The following is a 20,653-nucleotide window of genomic DNA, read 5'->3' as shown; positions in this document are numbered from 1 at the left end:
CACGATCTCCCTTGATCTACACGGACTCCAACACGCCATCACCATCATGCCTCACTCGCGCGCGCGTGAGGACACGGCCCAGCCGAGCCGCTTACCAGCGGACGGTCACTTCAAATTATTGCAAAGCTAGGTTTTCGGTGTCGCCGTTGACGGCAGACGGACCCAGCGAGCGCGCGATTTGCACCATCACAGCTTCGCCGCATTGAAAGCCCTCTACGCGCCGTGCGCCAAATTACGATCTCGAAGAGACATCGTACTTGATCTTGAACTCTGTCCCCAATAGCCTAGATAACGCTATTTATGTCTTGTTGAGAGAGCGGCTACTAAATAAATACATTTCAGGAGAGAGATGGCCGAAGCCATCGAGCCGTTCAGGAAGGGGTTCGCTATGAAAGCACTATGCCCATCTTTGACAGCCCTTCTTGGCTCCCTTCTTCCATCTTTGGCCCTCGCGAGCGGGTATTGCACCTGTCCATTCAGTCAAGGCACGGGCACTTATTGCGCACCCAACAGGCAGTTCTGTGACAACAGCTGCGGGGGTCCCGGTGCTGGAAGCTACGGGGCTTCGTGCTCTGGCACTACGCCCCCCCGCAAACCTCCTGTTGATCCCGGTATCGCGGCGATCGCAAAACTTCCTGATGCCCCTCAAGCCGACTATTCGCGATGTAGCAATGCTGACCGCATGACGGAATTCATAAACCGATGCAAATCAGGCGCCAGCCCAGATTTTCACTGTGACCACGCGAGAATAGACTTGCCTAAGCCGAGTTCAGCCTTGCCTCTGATTATTAAAATACCGGCTAGTGCTCATGTCGAAGAAACGGTCTGTCGGATTGCACAAGGAGGCTGGGGATTCAGCCGATGTCGGCTAAATAGAGATTGCCCCAGCGTAAGATTCGCTCAGTTCGACATCTACCTCGATAAGATCGACGGCGACCAACGAGTGCTACTTGTTCGAGGCAACAATTGGCATGAGTCCGACAACCGTGAGGCAGATTTTTGGGTCTTCTGGCGTGACGCCCCTAAATGAGGGGAAAGACTACTGATGGATCGCCTACCCGAGTAAAGCGGAGTCGACATGAGCCGAGATTGTCCTCGGTGAGCGTCTCATCCCTGTCCGAACCCGGACATTCATAGTTGTTCGGTGAGCGTCGCCAATTGGCCGGATCGAGGCAGTGCCACCCGCAATTCGCTCGCCGCAAAGCGGTCGTTGATGAAGAGCGTATGAGACATTGGGCATAGAAACTGGACAGCCACCTCGAACGGCCGTTCATGGCCGGTTGGGTCCGTTCGCCAACGGCCGCTTACCGGCACTCTAGTTCGCAACACCTGAATTTGGCTGACTGACCGGTTCAGAGAAAGCTATTTGGCCGGAGTGGGTCGAACTCGGTCGGACAAGGTGGGGCGCAGGGATGCGCCGATCCGAACTCTTCCTGAACTGTCACAGCCGGAGCATCTCGCGGAAATTGTCGCGAAGAATGAGAATTTTGTAGGGAGTTTTCACGTTCTGTGCAAGCGCAAGCGCGCTCATGTTTGCGCAAACATGCAAAACACCTTGGTTTTCAATCGACTAATTTTTCACTTTCTTCAAGAACGTACAGGCGAGCTCAACGTGCACTATTTCTGGTACTTCTGGCGCGTCAAACTGCTACTTATATTTATTCACTAGATGGCTCACATGATTTGTAGGCGTTGCGTTACCCCGAGTGAACTAAGGCCGCTAGCGATAGGCGCTACGGTTCGCGCGCGCGTCATGTAAGGCATGATGTCTCCCGCCATGGAGAGCGAAATATTGTTCACGACGTTCGATGTCAAGCCTCGTCGAAATGTTTTCGAGCTGCCACCCCGTCAATCTCTTTTCAATTAAACGAATCAGCAACCGGACATCTACGGGATAGTCGTAACAGATCACTGGCCTCTGCCTACTTGCCTTTAACTGTCCCATCCAGGTACATAGCTGGCTCGATGCGTCGTGAGAATTCATTATTCGATCCGGAAACTGTCCGAGCTGAGGTATTACAACCGTTCTGACGAACTCGCTACAGTCGTCTATGTTGAAGTCACTCATTTCAGCATAAAACTCGGCACCGTCCTCGGCGACCATCGCGATGCTCAGCAAAACCGGCGCGTCGAGATTCGAAAATTCGGTGTCGATAAACACCTTCCGCTTCCACGGATGCAGGGTAACCATTGTCTTGTTTGTGTTTTGAATGAGATGGTACAAGACTAGCGTGCGCAACACTCATTTCAAGCCCCTGTTTCGATTTTTTACGTGCTTTGAGGCTGGATATGTCCCGGCGCGCATCTGACCCGCGGGGGACGATGTTCGAAACCTACCGTGTCTCATATATCGACAGCCTCGCAAACCTGCGCGTTATAGCCGACGACCTCCATTCCCTTGACCTGCGAAATCATCGAATGGAAGTCGGGATCACTTAGCAAGATCTGTTTATCCCGCGAATCCTCGAGCAACCTTGACTTTTCCAGATCACGCATCTCTTCGCGACAGTGTTTCTATCCTCTCTAGTAACGCTGGAATGCATTCATCATCGCTCCCGATACGAATTTTCATGAAGACACGATTTCACCATCGCCGTTTTCGATCAGATCCTGGAACCTTTTGTACTTTCCTTGGACAACTTCACCCGTTGTTAGACGAACGGTCACTAGATCATTACGCCCCAGCTTTGGCGAGCTACGTTTTATCGGAACGAGTGGGGTCTTAGCGATATAAGACCGCGCTTCACGGACGATACTGTTTAGGTCCTTTTGATTGAAAAAGTCCTTTGGGCGTAAGTCATCAAATGTCGAAGCACGTTCCATCAGAGCTTTTGCACGATTCAAAGATTCCGTCTCTTCTCCTTTGGATACAGAAAGATTGAATTCCAGAATATCTGCAATAAGGGACCATGCACCGTTTTCTTGAACTAGCTCGGCATACTCCACACCACCTGCAATGACGCGCCCCTTAAGCGCTCTGAATAGCTCTTCCGCGTGATCCGGTGCTCCGTGTTTAGCCACCGCCCTCGTCGACTCAAACGCAAGTCTAAGATCAGTGATCGCCATGGCAGCGGTCGGATCCGCTGTTAATTCTGCTAGATCATTAACAAGTGCGCTGTCCAACTTCTCGGGCTCAGCCATCGATAGCAACTGTAGAAACATCCGGCGCAGCCCTTTCCCGCTCTCATGCCGAAAGCGAGTCGCCACCGCTCGCAAGAAATGCGGCAATTGATCTTGCTTGAAAGCACGGGCATCGCGAAAAGCCGCTAAATAGATAATTCTTCGAGCTTGAGCGAATTCAATGGACTTCGAATCCAAGTAATCTAATAGGCGTTCCGTGAGTGCCGAATCGCGGACCTCCGTCACCGCGAATAGTAACTCCTCAAAACGCTCTTCCGTAAGAGTAAATTGCTCAATCGGGGACGCCTCCTTTATCTGAGGTCTTTGCTCCTCGATCAAGTCGACACAGGACGTGAGAACCCCTATCCTCTTATGCTCATCACGAGTAACGCTCGCGAGCATGGTCAGCAGTGTGATCTTGTCGCTGCCGTCCGCAATCGCTATTGCATTTTTGAGGGCATTTTCCGCGAGATCGAACTCTTGCTTGCTCAGGTACGTTTTTTGGATTAAATAATAAGCGACAAGCTTTAACCGCAAGACTTGCGGTCCGTTGGACTCGTTGCTGTTGCTCTGCTCAAGCTGTGCTAGTACCGAGTTGCAGCGGTTCAAGACGGACGCTACGTTCACGACTGAATCAGACTCGATTGCGGCACAGTTCAGAATAGCCTCAAGCAAAAATTCCTTCGATGGTGCCTTGGCACTTAATTCAGCAACCTCCTCGAAAGCCGTTTTTGCTTCGTCAGCCTTCCCAAGAAGCATCAGCGCCACACCTGTATTGAATTTTTTGTACAGATACCCCATTAGTGCATCGTCTCGAGTTATGGGATCCAGCTCGAGATAATGAACGGCCTCCTCGTAGCGCCGCATACGCATAAAGCAAACACCCAAATGCGAATATACGAGCAGCTGACGACTCCGCTCTGGCTTCGTTTCGAGAAATTCGAGGTAGTGCTTCGCAGCTTGATCAAAGTCTTCGCGAGAAAACGCAGCATCTGCTCGTTCGTTTGCGGACAGCTTGCGGTCTTCAACATCCCGCAACCACTCTTCCGAAAGTGCAGCTTCGATGATTTTATTTCGTAATTGCACCGGTCCGTTCGTCTGTTGGCTCGCGACGATACCATTCAGATAAAGCCGAGTACGCACAACACTCGTCAATGCTTCTGATCGCTTGTAATGTATCGCCATAATTGCGTCGCGAATCTCTCGATCGTCTTCAACCAGTTTTCGGATATTGTCCACTGGAGGAAGATCAAAATTCGTGAGGTATGTTTCACTCACAACGACATCGACAACATCCGGTGTAAGAAGAAATCCCTTCAGAGCAATATCTTCGACGCGAGAAAGCAAATCCCAAGAGATTCGTGGATGACCGCCAGACCAATCAAACACGCGGTCGACGACCTCCGCCGAAATCGGTACGTCGGTTCTCGATGCGAGACTCTTCAACTCATCGGGAGAAAAGTCTTCCAAATATATCTTCGCCCCAATGTTAAACGGTGAGATATTTTTGTTCTTTATCAATTCTGTCGGCTCTGCGACGCCGGAGAGCAAATAGGTTAGGCGCGCAAACTGTTCAACATTTGTACGACCGGAAAAATAGACGCTGCGTATAAATGAAAAAACATTATCGGAATACAATGTCTTAGTAAGCGCATCGATTTCGTCCAGACATACTACCAACTTGCCGTCAATGTGATCAATAAGAAAAGCGAGCTCGGCCTCATGCTCCTTATGCTCTGGAAATCGACCAGTAATTACGCGTCGTTCGTGAAGTGACTGCCAAACATTGTTTGGAAATGTTCCAGCGCTTAGCGCCGTATCAATAATATTTCTAAAAAATTCGCGAAGTGACGGGAAAATATTCGATACATCGACAAAGACGAAGCGATCCCCGTTGGTCGCCAACTCGCGTCTAGCGTTCAGCAGCAGGTTTGTCTTTCCCATCTGCCGGGCAACCAGCACATATCCAGGTCGCCCCATGTCTTCAATAATCTGCTTTACTTGGCGATCGGCGTCTCGCCGAACATACAGCGATTCCGGAATGATCGTCAGACTCTTGAGTTTCTTATTCATGTGACGCCTTCACACTTACAGATTGACTTGATCCGCTCGACGGTGAACCACGGACGACTGAACGGGCGTCGTACACACGCTCCCTTAAGAGCGATTTAAGTGCGCGAGGTAATCCAGCAGCGTTTTCGACGACTTCATCGTCTGATTCGATTGAAAAATCATGAACGACATCGGTGAGATTGGTCTTCAAAACTTTTAGCAGACCGCTCAGCTCGCCTTTCTCCCATTTTCCGAATTGAACAACTTTCAAGCGCTCTAGTATTTTTTCGCCACGCGCGACCGGCAAAGGAGGTGGCGATATCGACGAAAGCATAATTCTTAAATCGGCGTTGTGGGATTCGTCTTTGATTGCATTCAAGAGGCGAGCAATAAATTCGAAAAATTGGGCTGCTCCATCTGCATCAATCTCACTAAATGGAACTTCATCAAAGTAGAGTACGATGGCAGAGTCGGTGGCTATTTTCGCAAGCTCAATAGAAATTGAGCGCTCGGTCCTTAGAATGGTTCCGAGGAGCACACCGTTTCTCTGCTCAATGGTCGCCGCTATTTCGTCAATGCAGTGACTGGGCGAAAGCCTTCCGGCATAGGCCGAAAGGCAAATTTCAATTGGTGCGAGACCACTACGAATGATATAGGCACGCGCAGCGGAAGTTTTTCCGACGCCCGATGGCCCGACGATCCAAACGCTGTACATTGACAATGCGGTCGCGAGCTTTTCGTCATCCGATCGATCGTAATAAAAATCAATACTACCTTTATCCAAAGAATCAAAAAGTATTTTCGAGAGTCGTTTGTTACTTGCATTACCAATTGCAACATTGCCTCCTGCGGACACTGCGGCTGCATCCACCGGTGGTCTGTGCTTGAATTTCGTCAGCAAAAAATCAATCAAAAACTTGTGACTAACATGGTTAGAATCATCGGGTTTTACGATTGTACCGTGATTGGTTTTTGGAAGGATTCGTGGCTCACCAAAATAACGACTCGCCGAATCCGCAGCAACCACATTTCCTATAAAGCGCGAAACGTTCGGCAATGATGCAAGTAGATGATGTTCGACCGCTTCGGCCCCAATCAACTCGGGGATTCGGCGCTCATCCAATAGACGCCGAAAGCGCCGGTCAACGTCCGCCAAGGTGCGACTACCAATTCTAAGCAGCGTTAGCTGCTTGTTCCGAAATGCAAGTACAGCCGGGGCAATCCAATTTGCGAACTTCGATCCCATACTTGGTGATGCCATGAGCACCACGCCGATTTTTTTCGCTGCAAACTCATGCGAATAGCTTTCTAGCAGCTCTCGCACCACAATTCCACCCATACTGTGGCACACAAAAACCAAGTGGCTACTTTCCATTACCGGTGGATTTCCTTCGGAATCCGGAATAAGTAACGAGGAGTGCAACTCCTGCGCACACTGCGACAAATCATAGCTACCCGCGGATACGGCGGTGTGATATGTGGCCAAGAAGATGTTCGGATTTCCCAATCGCGAGTCACGAATTATGATATCTGGCCAAAACGCTTTCCCCTCCCAGCACCCTACGCCCGAAAGAAACCCGTGGACAAAAACCAGTGTTAGAGAGGACGACGAGGTGAATTGGTACCAACCTTGTTTTCGCTTTTCGTCTGTTGGCATTGCAGTGTTCGCAGTTGTGAGATCAAGTAGAGAGCGTTACCAATTGTAACCGAGAGTCTCAGCAGGTCTCGGCCTGTTTGAATCCGGCATCTGCCTCATGTCTCTCAAAGTACGGCGAGCTACCGAAGTTGTCCTGTCAAATCCAGACGAAAAAACCCTCATAACTTAGGGCCTCCAAGATCATTACAGCTTCCAAACTTATTTGCTGCTGTGTCCCGCAGATTGCCAAACTTTCTTGCCGTTTCCAGACTTTATTGTCACGCAACACCGTTCGCGCAGTTCTGAAGCGTTCTGGCGACAGCTGCGCAAAATTCTGCTCCTGTCGCGCCGATCAAGGAAAGGCCCTAACGAGTCTGCAGTGCTCAACGGTCTTCTCGCGAGACTGGAAAAGATGCTGACCCATCGGAGTCACTGCAAGGATCACGGACGCGAGATCGCCGTCGCTGATCCAAAGTTCAGTCACTGGCGAGAAAGCCCAAGACGGAGTTGACGACAGTGCAGGTTCAACTAACGCGCTACTCACTATCGACGGGCTCAACTGCCGCAAGATCGGTGCTAGATCGAGCGGCGCGACGATCATGTCGCTAAGTACATAGCAGTTGTCAGGTCGCGAATCGCAACTGTCACGATAAGTGATCAACAGCCACGGCACATGTCTGGAAATCCAGCCACAGCGGTAATGAACAAGTTCCAACGGTGAAGTAGACGGCGCTGGTAGGCGGACGATCTCTGAACTGTGGAACATGATTCACCTGTCCATGCGAATGGCCGTCGTATTGGGACGTACGAAGGCGAACTCAAGCTCATGCGTTGCTGTCCCGTACAATATTCCTAATATATTGGGAAGACTGCCGGAAGAACACAATCGAGAATTCTCCCAATATGTTAGGAGAATCCCTCGATCCGAAGGTTGCATTCGGCAGCGTCCTTAGACGTCTTCGAAAGGAAGCTGGTCTAAGTCAGGAACAGCTCGCTTTTGAAGCGGGGGTGCGTCGTACATACGTTAGCCTGATCGAATTGGGTCGCAATCAACCCACGATCACCGTTGTGTTCCAGTTGGCTGCAGCGCTGCAGCGCTTACCCAGCGACTTGATCAGAGAAACTGAAATTGAGTGTAGGTCGCGGTTGCACGGAAGCCCTAATCTCCAGGATAAGGCCCGCGACAATTCATAGGGCGCTTCGTCGCTTTCCCTTTCAACGGCAACCTGCGTGCGGAGCCATGGACATCCGGGCACCCGCGAGCATGAAATACGCCTCAATTCTATGGACACTCGTTGGGCTACGTTGATACTTGTGCCACAGCCCAACTCCGAAGTCCGTCCATGAGCCTCATTCTTGGGTGACAACGTTAACGTCTAACGGCATTCAAGCTGCGGCGTCGCCGCACCGCACGAGTGCGCAAAGTCCGAGCGCCATCGTCCGCAGCGTCCGCCTTCAAAAAGAGCCCGCTTCCAGCGGGCTTTTTTATGGTCGCCAGCCGATTGCAAAGGAGCGCGAACCACTCGCTCGGCTTCGTCACAGTGCCGCTGCGGCGGCCGTTCACCGCACCGACTCCACCGGCACCGCCCATTTCGATTGTTTCCGTTTCATGACAGCCGATGTTAAATTGCGGCTTCCGGCGCCCGCCGTCCGCGGTCCACGCCGTCCGGCCGCCGAAGCCGCAACCGACGCCGGACTGTCATCGAACACAAATAGAATCGCGCGATTCGCATCCGCGCCCGTTCCGCACTGCCGTGCATGGGATCGGACCACGTGCTAATGCACCCACTCCGATCGACACAGGAGACACAATCGATGAATTGCAAGCCGCTGTTCCGTTCGCTGTCCATTGCCGCCGTGCTGAGCGCCGGCTTTAGCCAGGCGGCCCACGCCGCGACCGAAATCCAGTTCTGGCACGCGATGGAAGCCGCGCTGGGCGAACGCCTGAACGACATCGCCAACGACTTCAACAAATCGCAAAGCGACTACACGATCGTGCCGGTGTTCAAAGGCACCTACGACCAGACTCTTGCCGCCGGCATCGCCGCGTATCGCAGCGGCAATGCGCCGGCCATCCTGCAGGTCTACGAAGTCGGCACCGCCACGATGATGCAGGCGAAGAAGGCCGTGATTCCCGTCACCGACGTGTTCAAGCAGGCAGGCGTCCCGCTCGACCAGAAGGCGTTCGTGCCGACCATCGCGAGCTATTACAGCGACGCGAAAACCGGCCAGCTGATCTCCATGCCGTTCAACAGCTCGACGCCGGTGCTCTACTACAACAAGGACGCGTTCAAGAAAGCCGGGCTCGACCCGAACCAGCCGCCGAAGACCTGGGCCGAATTGCAGGCCGATGCGCAGAAGCTGAAGGCGTCGGGCATGTCGTGCGGCTATTCGTCGGGCTGGCAGAGCTGGATTCAGCTCGAGAACTACAGCGCGTGGCATGCCGCGCCGTTCGCGTCGAAGAACAATGGTTTCGACGGCCTCGACGCGCAACTCGAATTCAACAAGCCGCTGCAGGTCGCACACATCCAGTTCCTGCAGAACATGCAGAAGGACGGCACCTTCACCTATGTCGGCCGCAAGGACGAACCGGTGTCGAAGTTCTATAGCGGCGACTGCGGGATCATCACGAACTCGTCGGGCTCGCTCGCCACGATCAAGAAATACGCGAAGTTCAACTTCGGCACCGGCATGATGCCGTACGACGCCAGCGTGAAGGGCGCGCCGCAGAACGCGATCATCGGCGGGGCGAGTTTGTGGGTGTTGTCGGGCAAGGATCCGGCCGTCTACAAGGGCGTGGCGAAGTTCCTCGCGTATCTGAGCTCGGCGCCGGTCGCCGCGAAGTGGCATCAGGACACGGGTTACTTGCCGGTCACGACCGCCGCCTATGACCTGACTCGCCAGCAAGGCTTCTACGACAAGAACCCGGGCAGCGACACCGCGATCCGCCAGATGCTCAACAAGCCGCCGCTGCCGTTCACGAAGGGCTTGCGTCTGGGCAACATGCCGCAGATCCGCACGGTGATCGACGAAGAACTCGAACAGGTCTGGGCGCAGAAGAAGACGCCGCAACAGGCGCTCGACTCGTCGGTTTCGCGCGGTGACGAGTTGCTGCGCCGCTTCGAAAAAGCCGGCAACTAGGCCGGCAGCCAAGCTGGCAACCCGGCATTCACCGGCACGGTTTCGGCGCGCTCGCGCCGAAACCCATGGTCGCAGCAAACCCAGGAAATCTTCGATGGAAAAGCGCTCCAGCTTCGGCACTAGTCTGCTGCCCTATCTGCTCGTCGCGCCGCAACTCGCGATCACGCTGCTGTTCTTCCTGTGGCCGGCCGGCGAGGCGCTCTGGCAATCCACGCAGAGCCAGGATGCGTTCGGCACGTCGAGCGAGTTCGTCGGACTCGCCAACTTCAGGCAACTGCTCGCCGATCCGCTCTATCTGTCGTCGTTCAATACGACGCTGATATTCTGCGCGCTCGTCACGGTATCGGGGCTCGTGATTTCGCTGCTGCTCGCGGTCTGCGCCGATCGCGTGACGCGCGCCGCGAAGACCTATCAGACGCTCCTGATCTGGCCATACGCGGTCGCGCCCGCGATCGCCGCGGTGCTGTGGTCGTTCCTGTTCAACCCGAGCATCGGCCTCATCACCTTTGCGCTCGCGAAGTACGGCATCGTGTGGAATCACGCGCTGAACGCGGGCCAGGCGATGTTTCTGGTGGTGCTCGCGTCGGTCTGGAAACAGATCAGCTACAACTTCCTGTTCTTCTATGCGGGCTTGCAGGCGATTCCGCGCTCGCTGATCGAAGCCGCCGCGATCGACGGCGCCGGTCCGGTGCGGCGCTTCTTCGGCATCGCACTGCCGTTGCTATCGCCGACCAGTTTCTTCCTGCTGGTGATCAACATCACCTACGCGTTCTTCGACACCTTCCCGGTGATCGACGCCGCGACCGGCGGCGGCCCCGCGCAAGCGACCCGCACGCTGATCTACAAGATCTTCGCCGAGGGCTTCCAGGGGCTCGACATCGGCAGCTCGGGCGCGCAGTCGGTGATTCTGATGGTGATCGTCGTCGCGTTGACGGTCGTGCAATTCCGCTTCATCGAACGCAGGGTTCAATACTCATGATCGAGAACCGCCGCGGTTTCGACCTGTTCTGCCACGCGGTGCTGATTCTCGGCGTCGCGCTGGTGGTGTTTCCGGTGTACGTCGCGTTCTGCGCGGCGACGATGAGCGAGCACGAGGTATTCACCGTGCCGCTGTCGCTCGTGCCGAGCACGCATCTGTTCGAGAACGTCGCGACCATCTGGTCGCACGGCAGCGGCAATGCGGCGGCGCCGTTCGGCCGCATGCTGTTCAACAGCCTCGTGATGGCGCTGGCGATTTCGATCGGCAAGATCGCCGTGTCGATGATCTCCGCGTACGCGATCGTGTTCTTCCGCTTTCCGTTTCGCATGCTGTCGTTCTGGCTGATTTTCATGACGCTGATGCTGCCGGTCGAAGTGCGGATCTTCCCGACCGTGCAGGTCGTGTCGTCGATGCATCTGAGCAATACATACAGCGGTTTGACCTTGCCGCTGATCGCGTCGGCCACCGCGACGTTCCTGTTTCGCCAGTTCTTCATGACGCTACCGGACGAGTTGATGGAAGCGGCGCGCATCGACGGCGCGGGCGCGATGCGCTTCTTCTGGGACGTCGTGCTGCCGTTGTCGAAGACCAACATGGCCGCCCTCTTCGTGATCACCTTCATTTACGGCTGGAATCAGTATCTGTGGCCGATCCTGATTACGAGCCAGCAGTCGCTGATGACCGCGGTGGTCGGCATCCGCAGCATGATCGCGTCCGGCGACACCGCGACCGAATGGCACCTCGTGATGACCGCGACGCTGCTCGCGATGCTGCCGCCGCTCGCCGTCGTGCTGACGATGCAGCGCTGGTTCGTGCGCGGACTGGTGGATTCGGAGAAGTGATTCGCGCGGCGTGCGCGACACTCGGGCACGCCGGCATTGAACAGACAACACCGCGCACCACGCGGCAAGCAACAAAAGGCTAAAACGGCATGGCTGCACTGACTCTGCAAGGCGTTAAAAAGACCTACGACGGCAAACAGTTCGTGCTGCACGGCATCGACGTCGACGTGGCCGACGGCGAATTCGTCGTGATGGTCGGGCCGTCCGGCTGCGGCAAGTCCACCTTGCTGCGGATGGTGGCCGGACTCGAACGCATCTCCGAAGGCCGTATTTCGATCGCCGGCAAAGTGGTCAACGAATTGGAGCCCAAGGATCGCAACATCGCGATGGTGTTCCAGAACTACGCGCTGTATCCGCATATGAGCGTCGCCGAGAACATGGGCTACGCGCTGAAGATCGCGGGGGTCGAGCGCGCGCAGATCGCGAAGCGCGTCGAGGCCGCCGCGCAGATTCTCGAACTCGAAGCGCTGTTGCAACGCAGGCCACGCGAGCTGTCCGGCGGACAACGGCAGCGCGTCGCGATGGGCCGCGCGATCGTGCGCGAGCCGGCGGTGTTTCTGTTCGACGAACCGTTGTCGAATCTCGACGCGCGTTTGCGCGTGCAGATGCGCCTCGAAATCCAGCGGCTGCATGCGCGCCTCGCCACCACGAGCCTGTACGTGACGCACGATCAGATCGAAGCGATGACGCTCGCGCAGCGTGTGATCGTGATGAACAAGGGCCACGCCGAGCAGATCGGCGCGCCGACCGAGGTCTACGAGCGGCCGGCCACGGTATTCGTCGCGAGCTTCATCGGCTCGCCGGGGATGAATCTGCTGGAAGGCCGCGTATCCGACGACGGCGCGACGTTCGACGTCGCCGGCAACGGGCCGAAACTGCCGTTAGCGGGTGTGGCGTCGATTGGCAGGGAGGTCGCCAAAGGCCGTGAGTGGACGCTCGGCATTCGCCCCGAGCACATGAGCCCTGGCCACGCGGACGCATCGCACGCGACGCTCAGCGTCGATTCTTGTGAGTTGCTCGGCGCGGACAACCTCGCGCACGGCCGCTGGGGCAAGCACGATGTGACGGTGCGCTTGCCGCACGCCCATCGGCCCGCGAGGGGCGAGGCGTTGCAAGTGGCGTTGCCGGCGGCGCATCTGCATTTCTTCGATCCGGCGACGGGACGGCGCGCTAACTGAGACCCGCCCGAAGCACACGCACACTCACGCACAAGCAGAATAACAATCACCCGAAAGACCATGACAGGCATCGCCCTCAAGCGCCTTGGCCGCCATGCGGCGGTGGCCGTCGCGCTGTTGTTCGGCGTGGCGGCAGCGCCGGTGCTCGCTTACGTGGCGCCCGGCACGACACCCGACGAAGCCGACCTCAGCAACCACAACACCTACACCAATCGCGACGGCAATGCCGTCCACGCGCCTGCCCGTGCGCTGTCCGGCAAAGCGCCGCAAGGCGCGAGCGCGCGCTGCCGCGACGGCACCTACAGCTTCAGCAAACATCACAGCGGCACCTGTTCGCGGCACGGCGGCGTCGCCGACTGGCTCTGAGCATCCACACCCCCCGCGCATCTACACACGAGCCGACCGCCGACACCGCGCGCCGCCCCCTGCCGCCCCACCCGCCGCGCGAAGTACAATGCCACCTGAACCACCCGCCCGCGCGCGGGGCGTCGCGAAGTTCGACGCCGCGCTCGATGCCGCGCCGGCCGGCGCCGGGCATGCCGCCTGGTCTCAACACCGCTAACACCGATTACCCATCCACCCAACGACTGCCCGCCCCCACGCGGCCGGCGTCGTCAACGTCTATTGCAAGCAAATGGCCCAATACGTCTTCACCATGAACCGGGTCGGCAAGATCGTGCCGCCCAAGCGTCAAATCCTGAAAGACATCTCGCTGTCGTTTTTCCCCGGCGCGAAGATCGGCCTGCTCGGCCTGAACGGCTCGGGCAAGTCGACGCTGATCCGCATCATGGCCGGTGTGGACAAGGACATCGAAGGCGAAGCGACGCCGATGCCGAATCTGAACATCGGCTACCTGCCGCAGGAGCCGCAGCTCGACCCGACCAAGACGGTGCGTGAAGCGGTCGAGGAAGGTCTCGGCGACGTGTTCAACGCGCAGAAGAAGCTCGACGAAATCTACGCGGCCTACGCCGAGCCGGACGCCGACTTCGACGCGCTCGCCGCCGAGCAGGCGAAGTACGAAGCGATCCTCGCCACGTCGGATGGCGGCAGCGCCGAACAGCAGATCGAAATCGCCGCCGACGCGCTGCGCCTGCCGGCGTGGGACGCGAAGATCGAGAATCTGTCGGGCGGCGAAAAGCGCCGTGTCGCGCTGTGCAAGCTGCTGCTCGAAAAGCCCGACATGCTGCTGCTCGACGAGCCGACCAACCACCTGGACGCAGAGTCGGTCGACTGGCTCGAACAGTTCCTGACGCGCTTCCCGGGCACCGTCGTCGCCGTGACCCACGACCGCTACTTCCTCGATAACGCCGCCGAGTGGATTCTCGAACTCGACCGCGGCCACGGCATTCCGTGGAAGGGCAACTACAGCAGCTGGCTCGATCAGAAGGAAGAGCGTCTGAAGCAGGAAGAGTCGTCGGAATCGGCGCGTCAGAAGGCGATCAAGAAGGAACTGGAGTGGGTGCGCCAGAATCCGAAGGGCCGTCAGGCGAAGTCGAAGGCGCGTATCGCCCGCTTCGAGGAACTGAACAGCCAGGACTACCAGAAGCGCAACGAAACGCAGGAAATCTTCATTCCGGTCGGCGATCGTCTCGGCAATGAAGTGATCGAGTTCAAGAACGTCCGCAAGTCCTATGGCGACCGTTTGCTGCTCGACGACGTCAGCTTCAAGATTCCGGCGGGTGCGATCGTCGGCATCATCGGACCGAACGGCGCGGGTAAATCGACGCTGTTCCGCATGCTGACCGGCCGTGAACAGCCGGATTCGGGCGAGATCGTGCAAGGCCCGACCGTCAAGCTCGCTTACGTGGACCAGAGCCGCGACGCGCTCGACGGCTCGAAGACCGTGTTCGAGGAGATCTCCGGCGGAGCGGATGTGCTGACGGTCGGCAAGTACGAAACGCCGTCGCGCGCGTACATCGGCCGCTTCAACTTCAAGGGCGGCGATCAGCAGAAGGTCGTCGGCAATCTGTCGGGCGGTGAGCGCGGCCGGCTGCATCTGGCCAAGACGCTGATCGCGGGCGGCAACGTGCTGCTGCTCGACGAACCGTCGAACGACCTCGACGTCGAAACGCTGCGCGCGCTCGAAGATGCATTGCTCGAGTTCGCAGGCTCGGTGATGGTGATCTCGCACGATCGCTGGTTCCTCGACCGGATCGCGACGCACATCCTCGCGTTCGAAGGCGATTCGCAAGTCACGTTCTTCGACGGCAACTACCAGGAATACGAAGCGGACAAGCGCGCGCGTCTCGGTGAAGAGGCTGCGCGGCCGAAGCGTCTGCGTTACAAGCCGATCACGCGGTAACGTGGCGTTCGGTGGCCCGCCTCGTGGGTGTGAGGCGGGCCGCTTTGCTGTTTCGTTTCATGGGTCCGCCTGACTGGTTCGCTTTGTCGGTCCATTCCGGCTGTGGTGTATCGGATCATTCCGGCGACCGTTTTGCTCCCCCGCGGCTTCCCTGCGGCTCCTCTGCGCACAGTCGCCTGGCCATGCCCCGCACACAATGCCCGTGCCTCACGCGCAGCACGTCGGACGAAATAGGCGGCAGGGCACACGCATTGCGGGTCGAGGCGTGATACATGTCGTCGTTCCGGCAGACGCGGCCCGTCCCGCCGGAATAGTCGTGCGCCCCAACGGCGCATGCAAACCCAAGCCAGTCACAGCCGCACCACGCGCCACGTGGTGACGAGGAGGCAAGCATGGCGATGTCGAAGGGCAAGCGCTGGTTGGTCGCCGTCGGCGGCGTGTTGCTGGTGCTGATCGTCCTGGCGGTTGGCGCGCTGCGGTTCGCGCAGCAGGAGGTCAAGAATCGCCTGGTGGCGGCGCTCGGCCCGCTCGGCAGCGCCGAAAGCATCGACGTGGGCCTGACCTCGATTCATCTCACACGCGTGCTCATCAAGGCGCCGCCCGGCTGGCCGGCCGGCGACCCGCTCAGAGCCGACGAGATCACCCTCACGCCCGACATCCGCGATCTGCTCGCGCGGCGCATGCATATCCGCAGCGTGGTGGTGCGCGGCTTCGACATGGCCGTGCTGCGCACCAGGGACGGTTCGATCAACCTGCTGCCGAACCTGCGGGAAGCGGTGAACCGCTCCGATGGCGACACCGGCGGTGTGGTGACGCCCGCCTCGCACGAGAAGCAGGTCGATCACATCCGCTTCGAGCAGGGCAACTTCCATTTTTACGACATGACGGTCGGGCCGCCGCCGTTCAAGGTGACGGTCAGCAACGCCAACGCGAGCGTCGACAATCTGAAACTGCCCGCGCTCAGCGAGCCGACCACCGTCAGCGTCAGCGGCTCGATCAAAGGCCCGGCGCATACGGGCACCGTGTCGTTCGGCGGCTGGATCAAGATCGCCAGCAGGGATTCGCAGACCACCAGCCAGCTGCGCGGCGTCGACATCGTGATGCTCGACCCGTATCTGCTGAAGAAGGCCGGCACGCGGACGCAGGTGGCGGGCGGCACGGTCGACCTGACGGTTGAATCGACGGTGCGCAACTATCGGCTGCATGCACCCGGCACGGTGACGGTCCACAATCTGCAGCTCGCCGACAGCGGCAATCCGTTCGACACCTTTCTCTCGATCCCGACCAAGGCGGCCGTCGCCGCGCTCAAGGCGCACAACGGTGACATCACGCTGCATTTCGTGCTGGACGGAGATTTGCGCGACCCGAAATTTTCGGTGCGGGAAGGCATCATGATGCGGCTCGGCGCGGGCTTTGCGAAGGCGTTGGGCGTGAGCGTCGAAGGCGTCGCGAAGGGCACGGGGGAGACGGTGAAAGGGTTGGAGAATGCGTTGAAGAATCTGCTGGGTCAGTAGATCGGACGCCGGGGTGCGGCTTGTGGGTGTGAGGCGTGGGGGCCCGCTCGCGCTTGCAAACCGTGACAGGCTAAAGCCGGTGAAAGCAGGCGGGCCGGGGCGCAATAGTGAAACGAGTCGGCGCCGCGAATAAAACGCACGCGCCTTTCTCCCTCTTCGCGCCGGTCAAATGAGCTTTGCGCGTCTCAAACCGGCAGTCCCAATTCGCGCAGCTTCGCTTCGGTCTGCGCGGCGCTGGTGTGATGCACGCCGTGCCAGCCGAGCGCGCTCGCGGCTTGCGCGTTTTTCGGATTGTCGTCGATGAAAACGAGTTCGCTGGGCTGGATGCCGGGCATCTGCGCGTCGATCCGCTCACACATGGCCGCGAAGATCGCCGGATCCGGCTTCACTAGCCCGACCCGCCCCGACACGACGATGTCGCGAAACCGCCGCAGCACCGGGTAATGCTCCCACGCATACGGAAATGTCTCAGCCGACCAGTTGGTCAGCCCGAATAGCGGCACGTCGGCGGCTTCGAGCTTTTCCATGATCGCGACGCCCTCCTCCAGCACGCCGGCCACCATCTCATGCCAGCGCTCGTAAAACGCACGGATCAACGATTCGTGATCGGGATACTTCGCGATCAGTTCCTCGGTAGCCTCGACGATCGGCTGGCCGCCGTCCTGACGGATCACCCAGTCCATCGAGCAGACGTGCGTCAGAAACCAGCGACGCTCGGTGTCGTCAGGAATCAGCTCGCGATACAGATACTCCGGACTCCAGTCGATCAGCACACCACCGAAATCGAACACCACTGCCTTGATCGCCATGCGTTCTCCGTTAGCCAACTCTGGTGGCGGCGCTCAGATGGGTTGCGTGCGCAGTTCCAGCCACGCCTTCGCGTCGCCCGACACATGCGGCGACAGGCGGGTGCGCACCGTTTCGTGATACGCGTTGAGCCACGCGCGCTCGTCCTCGCGCAGCAGCGACAGGTCAAGGCAGCGGGTGTCGATCGGGCACAGCGTCAAGGTCTCGAACTTGAGGAAATCACCGAGTTCGGTTTTACCGGCGGGTACGTTGAGCACGAGATTTTCGATCCGCACGCCCCACTCGCCGGGCCGGTAAATGCCCGGTTCGACCGACGTGATCATGCCTTCCTCCATCGCGGTCCACGGTTCGGCTGGCGCGTAGTGCGAGATCACCTGCGGGCCTTCATGCACGTTCAGGAAGTAGCCCACCCCGTGACCGGTGCCGTGGCCGTAATCGGCGCCCGCTTCCCAGATCGGCGCGCGAGCGATCGCGTCGAGCATCGGCGATCGGATGCCGCGCGGGAATTGCGCGCGCGACAGCGCCATCGTGCCCTTGAGCACGGTCGTGAAATCGCGCCGCTGCGCGTCGCTGGGCGTGCCGATCGGCACCACGCGCGTGATGTCCGTCGTGCCGCTCAGATACTGCGCGCCGGAGTCGATCAGCAACAGGCCGTCGCCCTCGATCACCGAATGCGCTTCCTCTGTCGCGCGGTAGTGCGGCATCGCGCCGTTCGCATTGAAGCCCGCGATCGTCGCGAAGCTCAGCGACACGAAGCCCGGACGGCGCGCACGCGCGGCCGACAGGCGTTCGTCGATGGTCAGCTCGGTGATCGTCTCGCGGCCCAAGGCGCTTTCGAACCACGCGAAGAATTCGGCCAGCGCCGCGCCGTCCTGCTCCATCGTCGCGCGCACATGCCCGGCTTCCGCCGCGGTCTTGCACGACTTGAAGAAGGTGGAGGGGTTGACGGACTCGACCACCTTGACCGTCGACGGCACCGCTCGCAACGAACCGTACGTAATGCGGCGAGGATCGATCAGCAGCGTGCTGCCGGCGGGCAGCGCCGCGAGCGCGTCCGCCGCCTTCGCGTACGGCTCGACGCTGATGCCGTCGCGCGCCAGCGCGGCGGCCAGTTCCGGCGGCACTTTACCGTCGGCGACGAACAGCGCCACCCGATCGGCGCCGATCAGTGCATGCGCGACGAATACCGGGTTGTAGCTGACGTCGGCGCCACGCAGATTCAGCAGCCATGCGAGGTCGTCGAGCGTCGAGACGAAGTGCCATTGCGCGCCCTGGTCCGCCATCGCGCGACGAATCCGCGCAAGCTTTTCCGCGCGCTCGACGCTCGCATGCGGCGCGGCGTGCTCGAACACGGCGGCGTTCGGCAACGACGGACGCTGCGGCCAGATCGCGTCGAACAGATCGACGTCAGTGCGCAGTTGCACCCCGCGCGCGCTCAACGCCTGGCCCAATGCCCGCGCCGCCGCCACGCCGAGCACCGTCCCGTCCACGCCGACCGTGCCGCCAGTCGCCACGTTCTGCGCGAGCCACTCGAAATGCGGCGAGGTCTGTTGGCCGCCGGTCATCTTCATCAATTGCACGCCGGTGCCGGCCAGTTGCGCACCGGCCTGTTCCCAATAGCGGCTGTCCGTCCAGACGCCCGCGAAGTCGGCGGTGACGACCAGCGTGCCGGCCGAGCCGGTGAAGCCGGACAGCCACTGACGGCCTTGCCAGCGCTCAGGCAGATACTCGGACAGGTGCGGGTCCGAGGACGGCACCAGATAGGCGGCGACGCCTTCGCGCGCCATCGCGCTGCGCAGGCTCGCGAGCCGTTCGGGGATGGAGGAAGTTTCGGGGAGTCGGGCATTCATGGGAGTCACCTGCAAAGATTCATCGACGGGAAAGCAAGCCGACCGTCGCGGCAACGGCGATTACTGCGATGGCGGTGCATACCGGCCATTCCAGTGTATCGCCGTCATGAAAGAGACCGGTCACGTTGCCGGCCATGCGCGCGACGCTCGTGCCCAGCACGCCGGCCAGCAGCGCCATCCACCAACGGGCGCGGCTCGCGCGCCGCAACGGATGCAGCCACCAGCCCGCCAGTCCGATCGCCACTCCCAACACGATGATGCCGGGCCAACCCATTAGCGGCCGATCTCGTGCATTTTCAGATTTGTCTGATACTCGTAAGGGGGCAAGACAGCTAGCATTTTTGTCTCATTAACTTTAGGAAGTTCAGCACGGCGCTTTCCGCATAGCGGTTGAGTTTAGGGGTCGGGATGAGGTTAGGCAAGCCGCAAACGGTGCGGAAAAATCCAATTCCCGGTCGTTGCCAGCTGAAGCCGCGCCATGCGAATCGCCCTCATCGAACCGGATGTGCAACATGCCAAACTGGTCGACCAGCTGATCTTCGCGGGCGGCCATGTGTGTCAGCCGTTCACCGCCAGCGCGCCCTTCCTGCAGCGCGCCACGGACGAGTTCTTCGATCTTCTGATCACCGCAAGCTGGGCCGGCGACCATTGCGCCGAGGACGTGATCTCGCGCGCCCGCGCCATCCTGCCGAGCCTGCCGGTCATCGTGCTCATGTCGGCGCCGCGCGAAAGCCAGATCGTCGCCGCATTGCACGCCGGCGCCGACGATTGCCTCAGCAAGCCGGTCCGCGGCCCGGAAATGCTGGCCCGGGTCGACGCACTGCTGCGCCGTGCCGGCCTGCGGCGGCCGGCCAACCGGCGGCGGGACACGATCGGCGGCTATGCATTCGACACTGCGCATTCCGCCGTCACCTTCCGCGGACTGACGGTCATCCTGACCCCCAAGGAATTCCGCCTCGCGCTGCTGCTGTTCAACAATCTGGCACGTCCGGTGTCGCGCGCGCATATTCTCGAAACCGTCTGGGCGCGCCGCCGCGACGTAAAGTCGCGCACCATTGACACGCACGCATCGCGGGTACGCAGCAAATTGCAGCTGCGCCCCGAACTCGGCTATGCCCTCACGCCGGTCTACGGCTACGGCTATCAGCTCGACGCGATCCCGCCAGAGACCGTCGTCGAGGCGGATTGAGGCGGCTTGACGGGTGCAGGATGTAAGAATCGTGAAAACGCTA

Annotated in this window: 15 protein-coding genes; 9 read left to right on the top strand and 6 right to left on the bottom strand. The window is 59.1% G+C overall.

The annotated features are described in order from the left end of the window. Nucleotides 1-1,720: 1,720 nt before the first annotated feature. The 3 genes from ACZ9H4_RS32880 to ACZ9H4_RS32870 all read right to left on the bottom strand — a co-directional run bounded on the left by ACZ9H4_RS32880 (nucleotide 1,721) and on the right by ACZ9H4_RS32870 (nucleotide 6,829). Nucleotides 1,721-2,161: a 3'-5' exonuclease family protein gene (locus ACZ9H4_RS32880; RefSeq protein ID WP_476122487.1), complete on the bottom strand. Its 441-nt coding sequence runs from the start codon at nucleotides 2,159-2,161 to the stop codon at nucleotides 1,721-1,723. A 407-nt stretch (nucleotides 2,162-2,568) separates the two neighbouring features. Further along, the gene (locus tag ACZ9H4_RS32875; protein ID WP_476122486.1) at nucleotides 2,569-5,193 is read right to left on the bottom strand and encodes an AAA-like domain-containing protein; all 2,625 of its coding nucleotides are present in this window, start codon (nucleotides 5,191-5,193) and stop codon (nucleotides 2,569-2,571) included. Further along, nucleotides 5,186-6,829, bottom strand: coding sequence for an esterase/lipase family protein (locus ACZ9H4_RS32870; protein ID WP_476122485.1), 1,644 nt, complete (start codon nucleotides 6,827-6,829; stop codon nucleotides 5,186-5,188). Before ACZ9H4_RS32870 ends, ACZ9H4_RS32875 begins: the two co-directional genes overlap by 8 nt. 882 nt (nucleotides 6,830-7,711) lie before the next feature. On the opposite strand from ACZ9H4_RS32870, the gene ACZ9H4_RS32865 reads away from it, so the two are divergent. From ACZ9H4_RS32865 to ACZ9H4_RS32830, 8 genes are all read left to right on the top strand, one after another. Beyond that, nucleotides 7,712-8,002, top strand: coding sequence for a helix-turn-helix domain-containing protein (locus ACZ9H4_RS32865; RefSeq protein WP_476122484.1), 291 nt, complete (start codon nucleotides 7,712-7,714; stop codon nucleotides 8,000-8,002). Between the two features lie 621 nt (nucleotides 8,003-8,623). Further along, nucleotides 8,624-9,949, top strand: a complete 1,326-nt coding sequence (ugpB, locus tag ACZ9H4_RS32860) for a sn-glycerol-3-phosphate ABC transporter substrate-binding protein UgpB (protein WP_408146546.1) — start codon at nucleotides 8,624-8,626, stop codon at nucleotides 9,947-9,949. Between the two features lie 94 nt (nucleotides 9,950-10,043). Next, nucleotides 10,044-10,928 (top strand): sn-glycerol-3-phosphate ABC transporter permease UgpA, encoded by an 885-nt coding sequence (ugpA, locus tag ACZ9H4_RS32855; protein WP_175164754.1) that lies wholly within the window; start codon nucleotides 10,044-10,046, stop codon nucleotides 10,926-10,928. Further along, nucleotides 10,925-11,770, top strand: a complete 846-nt coding sequence (gene ugpE, locus ACZ9H4_RS32850; RefSeq protein WP_408146543.1) for a sn-glycerol-3-phosphate ABC transporter permease UgpE — start codon at nucleotides 10,925-10,927, stop codon at nucleotides 11,768-11,770. The genes ugpA and ugpE overlap by 4 nt, the downstream gene beginning before the upstream one ends. 89 nt (nucleotides 11,771-11,859) lie before the next feature. Continuing rightward, on the top strand, nucleotides 11,860-12,948 hold the full coding sequence (locus tag ACZ9H4_RS32845) for a sn-glycerol-3-phosphate import ATP-binding protein UgpC (protein WP_476122483.1): 1,089 nt from the start codon (nucleotides 11,860-11,862) through the stop codon (nucleotides 12,946-12,948). Between the two features lie 60 nt (nucleotides 12,949-13,008). Further along, on the top strand, nucleotides 13,009-13,314 hold the full coding sequence (locus tag ACZ9H4_RS32840; RefSeq protein ID WP_408146539.1) for a DUF3761 domain-containing protein: 306 nt from the start codon (nucleotides 13,009-13,011) through the stop codon (nucleotides 13,312-13,314). Between the two features lie 268 nt (nucleotides 13,315-13,582). After that, a complete protein-coding gene (ettA, locus tag ACZ9H4_RS32835; protein WP_408146537.1) occupies nucleotides 13,583-15,250 on the top strand; it encodes an energy-dependent translational throttle protein EttA in 1,668 nt (555 codons plus the stop codon). Nucleotides 15,251-15,642: 392 nt separating this feature from the next. Then, nucleotides 15,643-16,764, top strand: a complete 1,122-nt coding sequence (locus ACZ9H4_RS32830) for a DUF748 domain-containing protein (RefSeq protein WP_408155242.1) — start codon at nucleotides 15,643-15,645, stop codon at nucleotides 16,762-16,764. Nucleotides 16,765-16,949: 185 nt separating this feature from the next. On the opposite strand, the gene ACZ9H4_RS32825 is transcribed toward ACZ9H4_RS32830, so the two are convergent. The 3 genes from ACZ9H4_RS32825 to ACZ9H4_RS32815 are packed head-to-tail and all read right to left on the bottom strand — an operon-like array spanning nucleotide 16,950 to nucleotide 19,695. Continuing rightward, nucleotides 16,950-17,573, bottom strand: coding sequence for an HAD family hydrolase (locus ACZ9H4_RS32825; protein WP_408146533.1), 624 nt, complete (start codon nucleotides 17,571-17,573; stop codon nucleotides 16,950-16,952). A 33-nt stretch (nucleotides 17,574-17,606) separates the two neighbouring features. Beyond that, on the bottom strand, nucleotides 17,607-19,421 hold the full coding sequence (locus tag ACZ9H4_RS32820; protein WP_476122482.1) for an aminopeptidase P family protein: 1,815 nt from the start codon (nucleotides 19,419-19,421) through the stop codon (nucleotides 17,607-17,609). Between the two features lie 19 nt (nucleotides 19,422-19,440). Next, nucleotides 19,441-19,695 (bottom strand): hypothetical protein, encoded by a 255-nt coding sequence (locus ACZ9H4_RS32815; protein ID WP_408146529.1) that lies wholly within the window; start codon nucleotides 19,693-19,695, stop codon nucleotides 19,441-19,443. 204 nt (nucleotides 19,696-19,899) lie between these two features. Here ACZ9H4_RS32815 and ACZ9H4_RS32810 point away from each other — a divergent pair, with 204 nt between their 5' ends. Further along, nucleotides 19,900-20,610 carry a response regulator transcription factor gene (locus ACZ9H4_RS32810; protein WP_476122481.1) on the top strand — a complete coding sequence of 237 codons (711 nt, stop codon included), beginning with the start codon at nucleotides 19,900-19,902 and terminating at the stop codon, nucleotides 20,608-20,610. Nucleotides 20,611-20,653 lie beyond the last annotated feature (43 nt).

It is taken from the genome of Paraburkholderia sp. TE9906 (assembly GCF_056279605.1).
This window is presented reverse-complemented; position numbering and strand designations above follow the sequence as displayed.